This is a genomic window from Micromonospora kangleipakensis (assembly GCF_004217615.1).
GTDB classification, from domain to species: domain Bacteria; phylum Actinomycetota; class Actinomycetes; order Mycobacteriales; family Micromonosporaceae; genus Micromonospora; species Micromonospora kangleipakensis.
In genome coordinates this window covers 1,588,381-1,606,597 of the sequence record NZ_SHLD01000001.1, presented here as the reverse complement: position 1 = coordinate 1,606,597, position 18,217 = coordinate 1,588,381, and the positions used below count along the sequence as shown (strand labels likewise).

The 18,217-nt window shown below is 72.2% G+C and carries 16 protein-coding genes; 4 read left to right on the top strand and 12 right to left on the bottom strand.

Features of this window, described 5'->3' with window-relative positions:
• Positions 1-197 precede the first annotated feature (197 nt).
• The 6 genes from EV384_RS07870 to EV384_RS07845 form a co-directional block, all read right to left on the bottom strand.
• Complete coding sequence (locus EV384_RS07870; RefSeq protein WP_130340344.1) at positions 198-1,268, bottom strand: BMP family lipoprotein; 1,071 nt, start codon at positions 1,266-1,268, stop codon at positions 198-200.
• 276 nt (positions 1,269-1,544) lie between these two features.
• Positions 1,545-1,886, bottom strand: a complete 342-nt coding sequence (locus EV384_RS07865) for a hypothetical protein (protein ID WP_130331507.1) — start codon at positions 1,884-1,886, stop codon at positions 1,545-1,547.
• 249 nt (positions 1,887-2,135) lie between these two features.
• A complete protein-coding gene (locus tag EV384_RS07860) occupies positions 2,136-3,947 on the bottom strand; it encodes a glycoside hydrolase family 13 protein (protein ID WP_130331505.1) in 1,812 nt (603 codons plus the stop codon).
• A gap of 226 nt (positions 3,948-4,173) precedes the next feature.
• Complete coding sequence (locus EV384_RS07855) at positions 4,174-5,073, bottom strand: sugar ABC transporter permease (RefSeq protein WP_130331503.1); 900 nt, start codon at positions 5,071-5,073, stop codon at positions 4,174-4,176.
• Positions 5,070-6,710: an ABC transporter permease subunit gene (locus EV384_RS07850; protein WP_130331501.1), complete on the bottom strand. Its 1,641-nt coding sequence runs from the start codon at positions 6,708-6,710 to the stop codon at positions 5,070-5,072. Before EV384_RS07850 ends, EV384_RS07855 begins: the two co-directional genes overlap by 4 nt.
• Complete coding sequence (locus tag EV384_RS07845; RefSeq protein WP_130331499.1) at positions 6,710-7,960, bottom strand: sugar ABC transporter substrate-binding protein; 1,251 nt, start codon at positions 7,958-7,960, stop codon at positions 6,710-6,712. The genes EV384_RS07850 and EV384_RS07845 overlap by 1 nt, the downstream gene beginning before the upstream one ends.
• A gap of 197 nt (positions 7,961-8,157) precedes the next feature.
• On the opposite strand from EV384_RS07845, the gene EV384_RS07840 reads away from it, so the two are divergent.
• Positions 8,158-9,240 (top strand): LacI family DNA-binding transcriptional regulator, encoded by a 1,083-nt coding sequence (locus EV384_RS07840; RefSeq protein ID WP_130331497.1) that lies wholly within the window; start codon positions 8,158-8,160, stop codon positions 9,238-9,240.
• 206 nt (positions 9,241-9,446) lie between these two features.
• Positions 9,447-11,084, top strand: coding sequence for a glycoside hydrolase family 13 protein (locus EV384_RS07835; RefSeq protein ID WP_130331495.1), 1,638 nt, complete (start codon positions 9,447-9,449; stop codon positions 11,082-11,084).
• Positions 11,085-11,231: 147 nt separating this feature from the next.
• Here the strand turns inward: EV384_RS07835 and EV384_RS07830 are convergent, their stop codons facing one another.
• The 6 genes from EV384_RS07830 to EV384_RS07805 form a co-directional block, all read right to left on the bottom strand.
• Positions 11,232-11,675 carry a hypothetical protein gene (locus EV384_RS07830; RefSeq protein ID WP_130331493.1) on the bottom strand — a complete coding sequence of 148 codons (444 nt, stop codon included), beginning with the start codon at positions 11,673-11,675 and terminating at the stop codon, positions 11,232-11,234.
• Positions 11,676-11,825: 150 nt separating this feature from the next.
• Positions 11,826-12,194, bottom strand: a complete 369-nt coding sequence (locus EV384_RS07825; RefSeq protein WP_130331491.1) for a GntR family transcriptional regulator — start codon at positions 12,192-12,194, stop codon at positions 11,826-11,828.
• Between the two features lies 1 nt (position 12,195).
• Positions 12,196-13,131: a YihY/virulence factor BrkB family protein gene (locus EV384_RS07820; protein WP_130331489.1), complete on the bottom strand. Its 936-nt coding sequence runs from the start codon at positions 13,129-13,131 to the stop codon at positions 12,196-12,198.
• Positions 13,132-13,188: 57 nt separating this feature from the next.
• The gene (locus EV384_RS07815; protein ID WP_130331487.1) at positions 13,189-13,773 is read right to left on the bottom strand and encodes a 2'-5' RNA ligase family protein; all 585 of its coding nucleotides are present in this window, start codon (positions 13,771-13,773) and stop codon (positions 13,189-13,191) included.
• A 23-nt stretch (positions 13,774-13,796) separates the two neighbouring features.
• Positions 13,797-14,822 (bottom strand): tryptophan--tRNA ligase, encoded by a 1,026-nt coding sequence (gene trpS, locus EV384_RS07810; RefSeq protein ID WP_130331485.1) that lies wholly within the window; start codon positions 14,820-14,822, stop codon positions 13,797-13,799.
• 33 nt (positions 14,823-14,855) lie between these two features.
• A complete protein-coding gene (locus EV384_RS07805; RefSeq protein WP_130331484.1) occupies positions 14,856-15,881 on the bottom strand; it encodes a hemolysin family protein in 1,026 nt (341 codons plus the stop codon).
• A 228-nt stretch (positions 15,882-16,109) separates the two neighbouring features.
• On the opposite strand from EV384_RS07805, the gene galE reads away from it, so the two are divergent.
• Both galE and galK read left to right on the top strand, forming a co-directional pair.
• Entirely contained in the window at positions 16,110-17,039 is a 930-nt protein-coding gene (galE, locus tag EV384_RS07800; protein WP_242624445.1) for a UDP-glucose 4-epimerase GalE, read from the top strand.
• Complete coding sequence (galK, locus tag EV384_RS07795; protein ID WP_130331480.1) at positions 17,036-18,214, top strand: galactokinase; 1,179 nt, start codon at positions 17,036-17,038, stop codon at positions 18,212-18,214. Before galE ends, galK begins: the two co-directional genes overlap by 4 nt.
• The last annotated feature ends 3 nt before the right edge of the window (positions 18,215-18,217 follow it).

The following is an 18,217-nucleotide window of genomic DNA, read 5'->3' as shown; positions in this document are numbered from 1 at the left end:
CAACCTCCTGGAGTGCGAGCGATGGTGCAGCGTAGCCGCTGCCGCCGGGCGCCGAGCCGGCCCGGTCCCGGTGTGGTGCGGATCGGCCGCCCCGGCGGCGCGGGTGTCCCCGCGTACGCCGAGGCGGCCGGATCGTCAAACCTGGTGCCCGCCGGCCTCCGCTGCCGATGATCTCACCGCGGCGGCCGGCGGACGGGTCACTTGGTCGGCTGGGCCTTCGAGGTGACCGTGATGGTGCCGGCGGCGATGTCCGCCTTGATCTTGTCGACCTCGGCCTTCAGGTCCGCCGGGACCTTGCTGTCGAAGTCGTGGTACGGGGCGATGGAGACGCCGTTGTTGGCCAGGGTGCCGACGAAGCCCGGCTTGGGCTGGAGCTTCTCGCCACCGGCGGCCTTGAGCACGGCCTCCTTGACGGCGTCCGGGATGTTCTTGACCACGGTGGTCAGCAGCGCCGCGCAGTTCGGGGTGCTGTCGCAGCCGTCGACGTCGACCCAGACGACCGAGTACTTGCCGCCCGAGGCCTGGGCCGCGGCGGTGGTGCCGAGGCCGGCGCCACCGGCGACCGGCATGATGATGTCCGCGCCCTGGGCGACCAGCGCGTCGGAGACCTTCTTGCCCTCGTCCTGCTTGGTGAACGACTGGGTGAAGGAACCCTTCTGGGTCGCCTTGTCCCAGCCCAGGACCTGGACGTTCTTGCCCTTGGCCTTGTTGTAGTACGCCACGCCGTCGGCGAAGCCGTCCATGAAGATGGTCACCGGCGGGATCGGCAGACCGCCGTAGGCGCCGACCTTGCCGCTCTTGCTCATCCCGGCGGCCAGGTAGCCGGCCTGGAACGCGGCCTGCGCGGTGTCGAACTGCATCGGGTAGACGTTGTCCACGCCCGGGTTGGAGTCGACGATGCCGAACTGCTGGTTCGGGTTCGCGGTCGCGGCCTTCTTGGTCGCGTCCGACATCAGGCCGCCGACGGCCAGGATGAAGTCACACTTCTGGTTGACGTACCCGGTCAGGTTGACCTCGTAGTCCGCCTCGGCCTTCGACGCGACGTACTTGATGTCGATGTTGTCGTTGGCCTTCTTGGCCTCCTGCAGGCCCTTCCAGGCCGAGGTGTTGAACGACTTGTCGTCGATGCCGCCGATGTCGGTCACCATGCAGGCGCTGTACTTCTTGGCGCCGTTGCCACCGGCGTTGTCGCCGTCCTTGGGGGCCTCACCACACGCGGCGGCGCCCAGCACGAGCCCACCCGCCACGAAGGCGGAGGCAATCCGCATCCCACGCACAGAGCGCAAGACGTCTCCTTCCCATTGCACACCGCGTTCCCAGCGGTGGCAGCCCTTGAGCCGGCCTGCGCTTGCCGCCGGCGTCCCACGTTACGGACGGGAGCGTACGCCCGCGCCCACCCACCGGCCGACAATCGTGCACGAACGTTGAGTGCCTGTTATCCGTACGTAACCGTTGCGTGGGCCAGATCACCATTCGTGCCGCTATCGTCCCCGGAGCGGTGTCGCGAACGTCCGTTTCCCGTGGCCTTTCCCCTGCTCCCGACGCTACCGCCAGAAGACCGCCACCGCCGCGTTGACCAGGGTCAACCCGATGATCGCGAGGAAATGGCCACGGTTGACCGACTCCCGCTTACGGGAGAAGAAGACCATGACAAAGATCAGCAGCGCGAGCACCAACTTGGTAACAAGTTTGGCGGGCGCCGGCTCGTCGCCGTCGCGCAGCGGGGCGGCGAGGCCCAGGCCGGTCAGCAGACCGATCACCGAGCCCCACAGCATGGCGGCGTTGATCCGCAGCCGGCCGCTGACGAACTGGGCGATCGAGCCGCCGAGCAGCAGCGCGAACCCGATCAGATGGACGTAGAGAAGTACCAGCCGAAGAGCTTCCACGGCGGCCATCCTCCCCCATCAACGACGGTTTGTAGTAGCCGGCCCGCCGAGCCGAGCTCATACCGTGACCTCGGCCGCCCGGCCGGCCGCCCGCCCGGCGCCGACGCGCTGACCCCGTCCACCGACTGTGCCCGCCCGAGCACCCGCCGCGTCGCAGCCGCCCACGATCCTGCACGATCAGGGACATGGTGGCCGCCGCAGCGCGGGGCCACGTCGCGGTTGGCGCGTGACCTTCGGGCCGCCGAGCGGTCAGGCCAGGCGCCAGACCTGGAAGGTGGGGCCGTCGGCGGGCAGGACCACCGCGCCGTCGGCGTCGGGCCGCAGGGCCGGCGCGCCGCCGTGGACGTTCTCCCCGGCCGGCAGGCCAGCCAGCCGGACCGGGGCGCCCACCGCGCGGCGGGCCAGCACCAGCACCGAGCCGGTGGGCGCCTCCCGCAGGAAGACCAGGGTGTCCGCGTCGGCGTGGACCCAGCGCAGGCCGCCGTGGCGCAGCGCCGGCTCGCCGCGGCGCAGCGCCAGCAGCGACCGGTACGCGGCGAAGGTCGCCTGGTCCCAGCTCTCCGGCCGGTGCCACGGCATCGGGGTACGCGACCCCTCCCCGTTGGTGCCGGTCAGCCCCAGCTCGTCACCGGCGAAGACGACCGGGGTGCCCGGCATGGTAGCGAGCAGACCGGCGGCGACCTCCTGCCGGGCGGCGTCGCCGACCACGGTCCGGATCCGGGCCGAGTCGTGCGACCCGAGCAGCTGCCACGAGTGCACGTACGACCGCCAGGAGATCAGCGACCGGTAGTTGTCCATGGTGGCCAGCACCGCGCCCGCGTCCCGCCGGCGCACGCCGCCGGGAGTGCCGAGGAAGTTCGGGACCGGGGCGTCACCAAGCCGCAGCCAGGACCAGACCGGGTCGGTGAAGCCGACGTAGTTCATCGTGCCGTGCCAGCCGTCCCGGTCCAGGTCGCCGGTGTGGTCGTGGCCGTGCTCGGCGAGCAGCAGCCCGTCCGGCCGGGTCTCCGCCACCACCTCGCGCAGCAGCCGCGCCACCTCGTGGGTGTACGCGTCCGCGCCCCGGCGGCCGGTCATGTTGGCCACGTCGACCCGCCAGCCGTCCAGCCCGTACGGCGGGCGCAGCCAGCGACGCAGCAGCGAGTCCGCGGCGGTGGCGAAGCGCCGGCGCAGCTCGGCACTGCCCCAGTTCATCTTCGGCAGCGACTTGACCCCGTTCCAGGACTCGTAGTCGCCGGTGGCCTCGTCGAAGTAGTACAGCTCCCGCTCGGGCGCGCGCACGTCGGCCGCGGCGCTGGTGAACCACTCGTGCGCGTCGCCGGTGTGGTTGCTGGTGATGTCGCCGAGCAGCCGCCAGCCCCGGGCGCGCACCGCGTCCGCCAGCCGGGCCAGCGCGGCGTCGCCGCCGAGCAGCGGGTCGACGGTGTCGAAGCTCGCCGCGTCGTACCGGTGGTTGGAGCGGGCCGGGAAGATCGGGGTGAGGTAGAGGGTGTTCACGCCGAGCCGGTCCAGGTGGTCCAGCCGCTCGGTGACGCCGTCCAGGTCGCCGCCGTAGAACTGGTACGGCGTCTCCGGCCCGCGCCCGACGACCGGGGTGTCCCAGTCGCAGGGGATGGCCCAGTCCGGCGCGGTCCGGCCGTCGGCGGCGGCGGAGCGGGCGAACCGGTCCGGGAAGATCTGGTAGATCACCGCGTCCCGCGCCCACGCCGGCGGCGGGGCGTAGCTGACCAGCTTGAAGTCGCCGTTGTCGGGCACGTCGTGGTCGACCAGGCCGGCGGCGTTCAGCCAGCGGTAGCCCGTGGCGCCGGAGAGCATGAACCGGTAGTTGCTGACCGGGTTGCGGACCTCGACGTCGGCCCGCCACCACACGTCGCCGCGCTCGGTGCGGTCGACGGTGGCCTCGGCGAAGCGCGGCTCGCCGTCGCCGGTGGTCCGGACGTGCACCTGGCGCACGTCGGCGCCCTCCGGGACCCGGACGAAGACCGGCACGGTCTGCCCGAGCGCGGGCTCCTGCTCCGGGACGTAGGTCGCGGATCCGTCGTGGTGCGGCTGCAGGGACATGGTGGGACCTTTCGCGTCGGTCGGACGGGAGAGAGGAGCCGCCCGCCGCGGCCGGTCTCCCGGCCGCGGCGGTCAGCCCGTGACTGCTCCGGTGTACGTCGGACGCCGACGCCCTTGCCGCGGCGTGCTTCACCAGTTCCAGGTGGCCTGAGCGGGGTCGCGAAGCCGGACCGCTCGCCTCGCCCTCAGCGAAGGGTGGCCACCCCTCCGACCAGTCCTATCCGATTTATCCCTTTACCGCTCCGGAGGTGAGGCCGGAGACGATGTAGCGCTGGAGGAGTTGGAACACCAGCACCGTCGGGACGGCGGTGAGCAGCGTGCCCGCCGCGAACATCCCGAAGTTGTTGTTGCGCTCACCGGCCACCAGGCCGAACATGCCGACCGCGAGGGTCTTCGACCCGGTGTTGGTGAGGAACACGTTGGCGATCATGAACTCGTTGATCGTGCCGATGAACGACAGCAGCGCGGTCACCGCCAGGATCGGCGCCACCAGCGGCAGCATGATCCGGAAGAAGACCTGGGCGTGCGTGGCGCCGTCCATGGTCGCCGACTCGTCGAGCTCCCGGGGCAGGGTGTCGAAGAAGCCCTTCATCAGCCAGGTGTTCATGCCCAGCGCGCCACCCATGTAGAGCAGGAACAGGCCCCACGGGGTGTTGAAGCCGATCACCGGCCACAGGTCGGTGACCGTGGTGAAGATCAGGAAGATCGCCACGATCGCCAGGAACTGCGGGAACATCTGGATCAGCAGCAGCGTGAGCAGGCCGAACCGGCGCCCGGCGAAGCGCATCCGGGAGAACGCGTACGCCGCGAGCGAGGACAGGAAGATCGACACGAAGCTCGCGCAGCCCGCGATGACCAGCGAGTTGAGGAACCAGTGGCCGAACGCGGTCCGGTCGAACAGGTTGGTGAAGTTCTCCAGCGACGCCCCGGTCGGCACCAGCTCGGTGGAGGAGAGGGTGCCCAGCGGGTTGAGCGCCGCCGAGAGCACGAAGAGGATCGGGAAGAGGCTGAACGCCACCGCCAGCACCCCGACGACGTGCCGCCAGCCCACCTGGGCGAACCAGCGACTCCTCGGCTTCCCCTTCGCGTTGCGGTTGGCGACGGGGGCCTCCGCGTAGGTCGTCACGAGTACACCTCCTCCTGCTGCCGGGTACGCCGGAAGCTGATCGCCGACACCGTCGCCACGATCGCGAAGATGAAGATCGAGACCGCGGCCGCCATGCCGAACTCCGCGCCCTGGGCGCCGAAGGCCAGCCGGTAGGTGTAGGTGATGAGCAGGTCGGTCGCGCCGTTGGTCGGGTTGTCCGCCGGGAACGGCCCACCCTCGGTGGTGAACCAGATCGCGTTGATGTTGTTGAAGTTGTACGCGAACGACGCGATCAGCAGCGGCGAGAGCGCCACCAGCAGCAGCGGCAGGGTGACCGCCCGGAACGACTGCCACGGGGAGGCGCCGTCGACCGAGGTGGCCTCGGTCAGCTCGCGCGGGATCGCCTGGAGCGCGCCGGTGGCCACCAGGAACATGTACGGGTAACCCAGCCAGAGCTGCACCAGCAGCACCGCGGCACGGGCGGACCAGGTTTCGCCGAACCAGTCGACCCCGATCCCGAACAGGTTGTTGACCAGGCCGAAGTCGGTGTTGAACATGTCCCGCCAGACCAGCAGCATCGCGAACGACGGCATGGCGTACGGCAGGATCAGCAGTACCCGGTACAGGTTGGTGCCGCGCATCCGGGGCGAGTACAGCGCGAGCGCGATGGCAATGCCGAGCAGGAAGGTGAGCCCGGTGGAGCCGATCGCGAAGGCGAAGTTCCAGATCAGGGTGCCGAAGAACGGGCCGGAGATGTTCGGGTCGGTCAGCACCCGGTGGAAGTTCTCCAGCCCGACGCTGACCTTCCAGCCCTGGGTCAGCCGCTCACCGTCGGCGGCGACGAAGGAGCCGGTCGCAGCGTCGGCGGTCCAGGTCTTGCCGGTCTCGCTGTCCTCGATGCAGTCGCACCCGGCGTCGTACGCCCGGATGGCCTTGCCCTCGTAGGCGCGGGACAGGCCGTTGGAGCGCAGGGCGCCGCCGGGGGTCGGCACCACGAGGTTGGTGATCTCCGGGCTGCGGGCGCTGGCCTGGCCGAAGTTGAGGATGGTGTAGCCCTCGGCGGCGGTGACCTTGCCGCCGGGGCTGACCGTGACCGAACCGGCGTCGACCGGGCGCAGCCCCTCGCCGTCGCCGGCGGAGACGGCGCCGGTCTTCGGGTCGGTGACCAGGAAGACCAGCGGGCCCGCGGTCGGGTCGCCCTTGGTGGCGATGGAGAGGGCGTACTCGGTGGAGCCGGCGACCTGCTTCACCGAGGAGCTCTGGATGGCGACGATCGCGTCGTCCTTGCTGCCGCGGTGGCCGTCGCCGAAGTTCGTGAAGGCGGTGCTCGCGGTGTAGAGCACCGGGAAGACCTGGAAGGCGATCAGGAAGAGCGTGCCGGGAACCAGGTACTTCGCCGGGATGTGCCGGCGGGTGAGATAGAGGTAGCACAGGCCGGCGGTGGTGGCCCCCAGGATGGCCAGACCGACCCACATCCTGGCCTCGATGAGCGGGAAGGCCGCCCAGATCGCGATCCCGGCCACCAGGCCGAGCAGGACCACCTTGACGACGAGGCCGGTCGCGGTGATCGGCGCGTGGTTCCGCGCGTCACGGGACTTGCGCGGGAGCCCGGAGCGGATGGGCTCCCGGCCCGGGGCCTGCGTGGCAGACCCCGGGCCGGACAGCGACGTGCTCATTACTTGATCTGACCCGCGATGGTCTTGCCAGCGGCGGTGATCGTCTTGGCCGGGTCGGCGCCACCGATGACGGCGGCCTCGGCCTTGCCGAACGGGTCCCAGATCGCGGCCATGGCCGGGATCGCCGGGAGCACCTGGCCGTTCTTGCCGGCCTCCTGGAACTTGGCCAGGTCCGGGTCGGTGCCCTTGACCTGCTCGAAGGCGGCGGTCAGCGCCGGCGGGCGCGGCTCGGCCTGGTACAGGGCGACGGCCAGCTCCGGCTTGGTCACGTAGTTGGTGACGAACTCCTGGGCCAGGGCCTTGTTCTTGCCCTTGGCGGCGACGTAGAACGCCTGGACGCCCACGAACGGCTGGGCCTCCTTGCCACCGGCGAAGCCGGGGACCGGGGAGATGTCGTAGGCGATGTTGGCCTTCTTGGCGTCGGCGATCGCCCACGGGCCGGAGACCAGGAAGGCGCACTTCTTGCCGGTGAAGGTGGCGATGGAGTTCTCGCCGGTGATGGAGCGCTTCAGCGCACCATCGCCCTTCTCGCCCAGCTTCGCGATCTTCTGGAAGGCCGCGATCGACTCCGGCTTGCCCACGCCCAGGTCCTTCGGGTCGTAGTCGCCGTTGGCCGTGGTGCCGAAGAGGTAGCCACCGCCCGAGGTGTACAGCGGGTAGACGTGGTACGCGTCGCCGTTCTGGCCGGACTGGAGGCAGAGGATCTCGCTGGCCTTCTTCTCGGCCTTGAGCTTCTTGCCGGTGGCGACCAGGTCCTCGATCGTCTTCGGCGCCTCGGGGGCCAGCGCCGTGTTGCGGATGAGCGCGACGTTCTCGGTGGCGTAGGGGACGCCGTAGAGCTGGCCGTTGAAGGTCACGGCCTTGATCGCGGTCTCGTTGAAGCTGCTCTTCTGCTCGGCGGCGAGCTGCACCGGGTCGATGGCGCCGTTCTGCACCAGGTTGCCGATCCAGTCGTGCGCGCCGACCACGACGTCCGGGCCGCTGCCCTGCTGCGAGGCGGTGACGAAGTTGGTCTGCAGGTCCTTGGAGACGGCCTGCACCTCGACGGTGACACCGTTGTCCTTGCCGAACTGCTCGGCGAACGGCTTGAGGGCGGCGGTCCGCTTGTCGTCGGCCCAGATGACGAGCTTGCCGCTGGCGGCCTTGGGGGATTCCTTGGCGGCCGGCTCGTCCTTGCTGTTGTCGCCGCAGCCGGACGCGGCGAGCGCCAGACCGAGAACGGCGACCACACCCGCGGTACGGATGCGCATCGGTACTCCTGTCGTTGTGGCGGCCCGCCGGGGGAAGGGCGGCCCGCCAGTGGAAACCCTGAAAGTTCTTGCTGTCCGGCGCTAGGGTGCCGCGCCGCGGCTGTCGCGTGTTGCCGGGACGTTAGCAAGAGGTTGCAGGGAATGGAAGAGATTGCAGGACTGTACGCAAGAACTTGCCCTTGAGCTAAAGTGCCGCCATGCGCGCTCGACTGTCCGACATCGCCCAACAGGCCGAAGTCAGCGAGGCCACGGTGTCGCGGGTGCTCAACGACCGCCCCGGTGTGGCCCCCGAGACCCGGCAGGCCGTCCTGACCGCCCTCGATGTGCTCGGCTACGAGCGCCCGGCCCGGCTGCGCAAGCGCAGCGCGGGGCTGGTCGGGCTGGTCGTCCCGGAGCTGGAGAACCCCATCTTCCCCGCGTTCGCCCAGGTCATCGAGTCGACCCTGGCGCAGAGCGGGTTCACCCCGGTGCTCTGCACCCAGACCCCGGGCGGGGTCACCGAGGACGAGTACGTCGAGATGCTGCTGGACCGGCAGGTGTCCGGGATCGTCTTCGTCTCCGGCCTGCACGCCGACACCGCCGCCAACCACGACCGGTACCGCGCGCTGATCGCCCGGCCGCTGCCCGTCGTCATGATCAACGGGTACGCGCCCGGCATCGCCGCCCCCTTCGTCTCCTGCGACGACCGGGAGGCCACCGAGCTGGCCGTCGCCCACCTGGTGGCGCTCGGCCACCGCCGGATCGGCCTGATCACCGGCCCGGACCGGTTCGTGCCGGTGCGGCGCCGGGTGGCCGGCTTCCGGGCGGCGATGCCCCGGCTGGCCAACGTGCCCGAGAGCGAGCTGGACGAGCTGGCTGAGCTCTCTCTCTTCGGGGTCGAGGGCGGCGAGGCCGCCGCCGGCCGGCTGATCGAGCGGGGCGTCACCGGCATCGTCTGCGGCTCCGACCTGATGGCGCTCGGCGCCATCCGGGCCGCCCGGCAGCGCGGGCTGACCGTGCCCGGCGACGTCTCCGTGGTCGGGTACGACGACTCCCCGCTGATGGCCTTCACCGACCCGCCGCTGACCACCATGCGCCAGCCGGTCGCGGCCATGGCGGTGGCCGCGGTCCGGGCCCTGGTCGACGAGATCAACGGGCACGGCGCGCCGCACTCGGAATACCTCTTCCGCCCCGAGCTGGTGGTGCGCGGCTCGACCGCGGTGGTCCGCCGGCCGGGCTCCGCACCGGCCGGGCCGACGCGGGAGCGCCCGGTGACCTCCACCCTCGCCATCCCGGCCTGACCCGCTCCCGGCATGGCTTGACGGCCCGCGGCCCGTCGCCAGTGGGCGACTTGCCCAGACCCGCGGGGTGACGGGCATCATTTCTTGCGCAAGGAATGCTTGACTCTTGCAGCGGCGGGCCGGCATTCTGCTCAGGCACCCGCGCCCACCACCCACGCCCGCGCGGCCTGCCGCCGTCCCGCGCCAGAGAACGGGGATCGTCACCGATGACCGCCGCCACCAACCCCACGCCGCTGACCTCCGACGACGACTGGTGGCGCTCCGCGGTTGTCTACCAGGTCTACGTCCGCAGCTTCGCCGACGCCAACGGGGACGGCGTCGGTGACCTCCAGGGCATCCGGGAGCGCCTGCCCTACCTGCGCGACCTCGGGGTGGACGCGCTCTGGCTGACCCCCTTCTACACCTCGCCGCAGATCGACGCCGGCTACGACGTCGCCGACTACCGCGACGTCGACCCGCTCTTCGGCTCGCTCGCCGACTTCGACGCGATGATCACCGACGCGCACGCCCTGGGCCTGCGGATCATCGTCGACCTGGTGCCCAACCACACGTCCAGCGCGCACCCGTGGTTCACCGCGGCCCTGGCCGCCGGCCCCGGCTCGGCCGAGCGCGAGCGCTACCTCTTCGCCGACGGCAGGGGCGAGCAGGGCGAGCTGCCCCCGAACGACTGGGAGAGCATCTTCGGCGGCCCGGCCTGGACCCGGGTGGCGGACGGCCAGTGGTACCTGCACCTGTTCGACCCGGCCCAGCCGGACCTGAACTGGCGCCACCCGGAGGTGCGCGCCGAGTTCGAGGATGTGCTGCGCTTCTGGCTCGACCGGGGCGTGGACGGGTTCCGGATCGACGTGGCGCACGGCATGATCAAGGCCGAGGGCCTGCCGGACGTCGGGTTCAACTCGATGACCACCGGCCAGCGCCAGTCGGAGCTGCTCGGCAAGGGCCGGCTCCCCTACTTCGACCAGGACGAGGTGCACGACATCTACCGCGCCTGGCGGCCGATCCTGGACAGCTACCCGGGCGGCCGGATGGCGGTGGCCGAGGCCTGGGCGGAGACCCCGCAGCGGCTGGCCCGCTACATCGGCCCGGACGAGCTGCACCAGGCGTTCAGCTTCGACTTCCTCGACGCCACCTGGTCGGCCGACTCGTTCCGCAAGGTGATCGACACCGCGCTGGCCGAGTCGACCATCGTCGGCGCCCCGACCACCTGGGTGCTCTCCAACCACGACCGGCAGCGGCACGTCACCCGGTACGGCGACGGCGAGGTCGGGCTGCGCCGCGCCCGGGCCGCCGCCCTGCTGATGCTGGCCCTGCCCGGCTGCGCCTACGTCTACCAGGGCGAGGAGCTGGGCCTGCCGGAGGTGCTGGACCTCCCCGACGAGCTGCGCCAGGACCCGGCGTTCCTGCGGACCGGGGAGAGCCGGGACGGCTGCCGGGTGCCCATCCCGTGGAGCGGCGAGCTGGCCCCGTACGGCTTCGGCCCGGCGAGCAGCGAGCTGAGCTGGCTGCCGGCCCCGGCGACCTGGCGTGCCCTCTCGGTGGCCGCCCAGACCGGCGCGCCCGGCTCGACGCTCGAGCTCTACCGCGCGGCGCTGCGGATCCGGCACGAGCACCCGGCGCTGGCCGGCACCACCGGCGGCGTCACCTGGCTGGAGACCGAGCCCGGCGTGCTGGCGTTCCACCGGACCGCCGGGGACACCGTGCTGACCTGCGTGGTCAACATCAGCGGCGCCGAGGTCACGATCGACGGGTACGGCCGGCCGATCGTCGCCAGCGCCGACCTCACCGAGCAGGGCGCCGGACACGTCCTGCCGGTTGACGCAGCTGCGTGGTTCGAACGGCGCTGAGCCGGGTAACCCGCCATGGACCTGGTCGTCCGTTGTGCCCCGCGCCGACGGGCGGCTGGGCTACCGACCCCTTGTGGTGGGGGGTGAGGTGGCGCTGGCGCCTCGGGGAGTCCGCTTCCCGAGGCGCCGGTGTCCATCTGGGACGGCTCAGGCCCCCTTGCTGGTCAGCAGCTTGGCGATCCGGGCGAACCCGGCCCGCAGCTCGGCCTCGCTGGGCGCGGTGAGCGGCCCCGCCACCGGCTCCTGCTCGGCGGCCAGCTCCAGCTCCTCGTCGATGACGTCTTCGAAGTCGCCGTAGAGGTCGGCCTGGTCGATCTGGGCGGCCTCGTCCTCGGCGGCGATCTGCGCGGCGGCGATCTCGCCCCGGATCTCCTCCGCCGAGAGCGCCGGCAGCAGCGGTTCGACCACCGCCATCAGCTGCTCCTCGGCGACCACCGCCTCGGCCAGGGCGAGGGCGTGCGGTCGCTCGTACGGCCCGCAGACCACCGGCTCCCACTCGTCGACGTCGCTGAGCGGGCCGAAGGTGATGATCCACGGCAGGCCGAGCATCGGCGAGTCGTCCGGCAGGTCGAGTGTCACGAGAGCGCCCACGCGCTCATCATGGTCGTTCGCGGCGCGGACGTGGGCGGCATTCGCCTCAAATGCCGCTTCTCCCCCTGTCACCCTCATGACACCCTCCTCACGATCACGCCGCCTTCACCACCCACCCGCCCGCGCCCGCCGAAGCCGGGCCGGGGCGGGTCAGCCGGGGTGGGCGGCGTCCAGGGCGGCGCGGACCAGGGCCAGCGCCCGGTCCGGCGGGACGCCGAGCCGCACCGCCTCGGCGGCGTACCCGGTGGCGGCGCGCTGCAGCCGGTCCGTCGCGTCGTCGCGCCCCGGCGCCACCACGGTGCCGTGCCGGCCCCGGGTCTCCACCAGCCCGGCGGTCTCCAGCTCCCGGTACGCCCGGGCCACCGTGTTCACCGCCAGGCCGAGGTCGGCGGCGAGCTGCCGGACGGCGGGCAGCCGGGTGCCGACCGGCAGCCGGCCGTCCCCGATCATCCGGGCGAGCTGCCCGCGCACCTGCTCGTACGGCGGTACCGCCGAGGTCTGGTCGATCCGGATCCGCATGTCAGCCCGCCCCTCCCGGGGTACCCGGTTCGGTCTCCTCGTCGACCTCCACGTCCACCTCCGCGGCCGAGCCGCCCTCCGCCAGGTCGACCACCCGGCCGTACGGGCTGGTGGCGGCCAGGGCCGCGCCGAACAGCACCAACTGGTTGAGCAGGTAGAGGTAGAGCAGCAGCCCCACCGCGGTCGCCACCACGGTGTACGCCGGGTTCCGCTCGGTCCGTACCACGTAGTAGCGCCCGACGGTGTTCAGCAGGGTGATCCCGACGGCGACCACCAGGACGACCGGCCGCAGCCGGCGGCGGCTCATCCGCAGCCGGGGCACCGCCACCAGCAGCGCGGTGGCCAGCACCGCGTTGATCAGGACGCTGAGCACCGCGCTGACCGTGGTCAGGCCGACCGAACCGGTGCTGCGCAACAGGAACCGCAGCAGCGACTCCAGCGCGTCGACGGCGGCCACCGAGACGCCGAGCAGCACGAAGACCGCCACCATCACGCCCAGGTCGACCACACGGCGGACCACCAGGTTGCCGGGCTGCTGGTTGAAGCCGTACATCAGTCGCTGCGAGGAGCGGATCGCCTCCACCCACCCGATTCCGGTGATGACCAGGATGATCAGGCCGATCACCCCGACGGTGTTGCTGCTCTGCGCGATCTGCTGCGGGTTCAGGAAGGGCAGGTTCTCGTCGAGGAAATCCGCCGCCGCCTTGCTGACCTCGTCGTTGTCCTGCAGGATCGCGCCGAAGATCCAGTACGCGACCAGCGCCAGCGCGAAGACCGCGAAGAAGCCGTAGTAGGCGATCGCCGCCGCGAGCCGGCCGCCCAGCACGTCGCTGTAGAGCGTCCCGGCCCGCCAGAGGTGGTCGAAGGCCGCCGAGCGCCGCCGGACCGCGTCCACCCGGCGGCCGAGACTGGCCTCGATCCGGCCGATCACGTTCACCACGTCATCCTCGCCGATCCATGGGCGGCACGCGGGCAGCCGGGCCGCGCGGTCAGCTCAGCCGCCGAGCCGGAAGTCCCGGCGGGGCTGCCACCGGGTCTGCCCGCTGTGCGAGAAGAGGGTGAACGCCTCCACCTCGAAGAGCGCAGAGAAGTCGGCCAGGTCCTCGTACGCCCGGTCCAGCGCCTCCGGGGCGACGTCCTGTGCCACCGTGACGTGCGGGTGGTACGGGAAGCGGGCCTCGCGGTGCAGCTCGGGCGCCGAGCGGATCGCCGAGGCGAGCAGCTCGCACTCGCTGATCCCGGCCGCGACCGCCACGAAGACCACCTGGGTCACCGGCCGGAAGGTGCCGGTGCCCCGCAGGTGCAGGGTGAACGGCAGGTGGGCGCTGGCCACCTCGGCGAGGTGCTTCTCGACCGCCGGCAGGGCCGCCACCGGGATCTCGGTCGGCCCGAGCAGCGTCACGTGGGCCGGGACGGCCTGCGGGTCACCGGCCTCGACCCGGCGGCGGGTCAGCATCCCGCCCCACGGCTCGGGGATGTCCACCGCGATCCCGATCTGGATGGTGTCGCCGGCGTCCGGCACCCCGTCCCTGCGATCCACGCTCCGCGCCACCCCTCCGGCCACCGACTGCGTCCCCACCCGTTCCCGTCGCGTCCGGGCCGCTACTCGAAGCGGACCGGCGGGAAGAACCCGACCCGCTCGTACGCCGTCCGCAGCGTCGCCGCGGCGACCACGCGGGCCTTCTCCGCGCCCTGGGCGAGCAGCTTGTCCAGCTGGGCCGGGTCGTCCAGGTAGGCGCGGGTGCGCTCCTGGATCGGGGTGACGAACTCCCGCACCACCTCGGCGAGGTCCTTCTTCAGGTCGCCGTACCCCTTGCCCGCGTACGCGGCCACCAGGTCGTCGATGCCCCGGCCGGAGAGCGCCGAGTAGATGGTGAGCAGGTTGGCGATGCCCGGCTTGGTCTCGACGTCGAAGACGATCTCGCGGCCGGTGTCGGTGACCGCGGAGCGGATCTTCTTGGCCGAGCGGGCCGGATCCTCCAGCAGGTCGATGATGCCGGCCGGCGAGGAGGACGACTTCGACATCTTGGCCGTCGGGTCCTGCAGGTCGGTGATCTTCGCGGTGTCCTTGACGATGTGCGGCGCGGGCACCGTGAAGGTGGGCCCGAACAGCGAGTTGAACCGCTGGGCCAGGTCCCGGGAGAGCTCCAGGTGCTGGCGCTGGTCCTCGCCGACGGGGACCGCGTTGGCCTGGTAGAGCAGGATGTCCGCGGCCTGCAGGATCGGGTACGTGAAGAGGCCGACGCTGGCCCGCTCGCTGCCCTGCTTCTGCGACTTGTCCTTGAACTGGGTCATCCGGCTGGCCTCGCCGAAGCCGGTGATGCAGCCGAGCACCCAGGCCAGCTGCGGGTGCTCGGGCACCTGAGACTGGACGAACAGGGTGCTGCGCTCCGGGTCGAGCCCGACCGCGAAGAGCTGGGCGGCGGCGAGCCGGGACCGCTGCTTGAGCACCTTCGGGTCGTGCCCGGCGGTGATCGCGTGCAGGTCGACCACGCAGTAGAACGCGTCGTGGGTCTCCTGCAGGGCCACCCAGTGCCGTACCGCGCCCAGGTAGTTGCCGAGGTGGAACGAGTCGGCCGTCGGCTGGATGCCGGAGAAGACGCGCGGGCGGGCGGGTACGTCGGACATGCCGGCAATTCTGTCAGCAACGCGCGGCGTACGTCATGACGGGCCGGCGGGTCGGCTCTCCGCCGGCACCGCCGGCGCGGTGAGCTCGCGCCGTTGCTCGGGCAGACGCGCCGTGGAGACCGCGAGCCGGGAGACCCGCCGCCCGTCGAGGGCGAGCACCCGCAGCAGCCAGCCGTCGGTCGGGTCGTCCGGGTCGGGTCCACCGACCTCGTCCGGCCCGGGGGTCACCGGCACCTCGTCCCCGGCGACCGGGAGCCGGCCCAGGGCGGCCATCACGAAGCCGCCGACCGTCTCGTACGGCCCGGCCGGCAGCGGGACACCGGTGCGCTCGGCGAAGTCGGCGAGGTTGAGTCGCCCGTCGACGACGGCGGGCAGCCCGGCGTGGCCCGGGTCGGGCGGGGTGTCGTACTCGTCGTGGATCTCCCCGACCAGCTCCTCGATGAGGTCCTCGCAGGTGACGATGCCGGCGGTGCCGCCGTACTCGTCGACGACGACGGCGAGGTGGTGGCCCTCCCGGCGCATCTCGGTGAGCGCGGCGAGCACCCGCTTGCTGCCGGGTAGCTGCTTGACCTCGCGGATCAGCTCGCCGACGGTGGTGCACGGGTCGCGGTCGGGGCGGAGCAGCACGTCCCGCAGGTGGACGAAGCCGACCACGTCGTCGTGGGTGCCGTCGACCACCGGGTACCGGGTGTGCGTCTCGGCCCGGACCAGCCGCTCCGCCTCGGCGATGGTGAGCCGGGCGGAGAGGAAGACGACCTCGGTGCGGGGCATCATCACCTCGCGGACCAGGCTCGCCCCGGCCACCAGCACCTCGTCGATGATCCGGCGTTCGTCGGGATCGAGCACCGTGTTCGCGGCGACCAGGTCGCGCAGCTCCGCCTCGCTGATCCGTTCCCGGCCGGCGGTGGGGCTGGTCCCGAGCAGGTCGGTGACGAGACGGGTGGCGCCGTCGGCGGCGCGGACCACGAGCCGGGCGACGGTCCGGGCGACCGGCCCCGGTTCGCGCCGGGGCCGCCCCGGCGGTCGTCGCCGGAGCCCGGGACCACCTGCTTCCCGCATGACAAGGATGGTAGACAGCACCGGCTCGGCACCTGCCCCAATGTTCGGATCTGTTCAATCGTGGCGGATCGTGGTGGAATAGCGGCTGGGCACGCGGAGCGCGGGCACAGCCGACGGCCGTAGGGTGATCACGAACGGCCGCGGCGGGAGCGGCCAGGCAGGAGGAACCCCGACGTGAAACTGCTCGTCACCGGCGGCGCCGGCTACATCGGCAGCGTGGTGACCCGGATGCTGCTGGACAACGGCCACGACGTGACGGTCCTGGACGATCTGCGGACCGGCCACCAGGAGGCCCTCGCCCCCGAGGCGACCCACGTCGACCTGCCGATCCACGAGGCCGCCCGGGTGCTCACCCCGGACGCCGGCTTCGAGGGCGTACTGCACTTCGCCGCCCTGATCGCCGCCGGCGAGTCGATGGTCAAGCCCGAGCTGTACTGGCACACCAACACCGTCGGCTCGCTCGCCCTGCTCGACGCGGTCCGGGCCGCCCGGGTGCCCCGGCTGGTCTTCTCCTCCACCGCCGCCGTCTACGGCAACCCCACCGAGGTGCCCATCCCGGAGACCGCGGTCAAGGCGCCCACCAACACGTACGGGGCGACCAAGCTGGCCGTCGACATGGCGCTCACCTCCGAGGCGATCGCGCACGACCTGGCCGCCGTCTCGCTGCGCTACTTCAACGTCGCCGGGGCCTACCTGCACGGCGGCCGGGCCATCGGGGAGCGGCACGACCCGGAGACGCACTTGATCCCGCTCGCGCTCCAGGTCGCCGCCGGCAAGCGGGAGAAGCTCCAGCTCTTCGGCGACGACTACCCCACCGTCGACGGCACCTGCGTGCGCGACTACATCCACGTCGAGGATCTGGCCCGCGCCCACCTGCTGGCGCTGACCGACGCGACGCCCGGCCGGCACCGGATCTACAACCTGGGCAACGGCAAGGGCTTCACCAACCGGCAGGTGGTCGACGTGGTCCGCGAGGTCACCGGGCATCCGCTGCCGGTCGAGGTGGCGCCGCGCCGCGAGGGCGACCCCGCCGAGCTGGTCGCCTCCTCCGCGCTGGCCCGCGAGGAGCTGGGCTGGGTGCCGGCGAAGCCCACCCTGCACGACATGGTCGGCGACGCCTGGGCCTTCTACCGCGCGCACGTCCTGGAGCAGCGGTGACCGAGCCGGGCACGCCGGTCGGTGCCGTCGCGGAGCGCGCCACCGCCGGCTTCCGCCAGCGGTACGGCACCGAGCCCGCGGGCCGCTGGGCAGCTCCCGGGCGGGTGAACCTGATCGGCGAGCACACCGACTACAACGACGGCTTCGTGCTGCCGTTCGCGCTGCCGCTGCGGACCGTCGTCGCCGCCGCGCCGCAGGACGGCGAGCGCTGGACGGTCTGGTCGGAGCTCGCCGACTCCCCGGTCGAGTTCGGCGCCGCCGAGGCCGACCAGCGCGGCCGGGTCACCGGCTGGGCCGCGTACGTCGCCGGGGTGGTCTGGGCGCTGCGGGCCGCCGGCCACCGCGTGCCCGGCGCCCGGCTGGCCATCGCCTCCGACGTACCGGTCGGCTCCGGGCTCTCCTCCTCGGCGGCGATCGAGGCGGCGACGCTCGCCGCCCTGGTCGACCTGGGCGGGCTGGACCTGACCGACGACCGGCGGCCCCGGCTCGCCCAGCGCGCCGAGAACGAGTACGTCGGCGCGCCCACCGGGATCATGGACCAGTCCGCGGTGATCCGCTGCCGGGCCGGGCACGCGCTCTTCCTGGACTGCCGCACCGAGTCCGTCGAGCAGATCCCGTTCGACCTGGACGCCGCCGGGCTGGCCGTGCTGGTGATCGACAGCCGCGCCCCGCACCGGCACGCCGACGGCGAGTACGCCTCCCGCCGGAAGTCCTGCGAGCGGGCCGCCGAGCTGCTCGGGGTGGCCGCGCTGCGGGACGTCTCCCCCAACGACCTGGACGCCGCGCTGGACCGGCTCGACGACGAGGAGATGCGCCGCCGGGTGCGGCACGTGGTCACCGAGGACCAGCGGGTGCTCGACACCGTGGCGCTGCTGCGCGCCGGCCGGATCCGCGACATCGGGCCGCTGCTGACCGCCTCGCACGCCTCGATGCGGGACGACTTCGAGATCACCGTGCCGGAGATCGACACCGCGGTCGAGGCGGCCCTGGCCGCCGGGGCGTACGGGGCCCGGATGACCGGCGGCGGCTTCGGCGGCTGCGTCCTCGCCCTGGTCGACGCCGACGCGGCCGAGTCGGTGGCCGCCGCGGTGACGGCCGCCTACGCCGAGCGGGGCTTCCCCGCCCCCACCCACGTCACCGTCCTCCCGACGGGCGGCGCCCACCGCCTCACCTGAGCG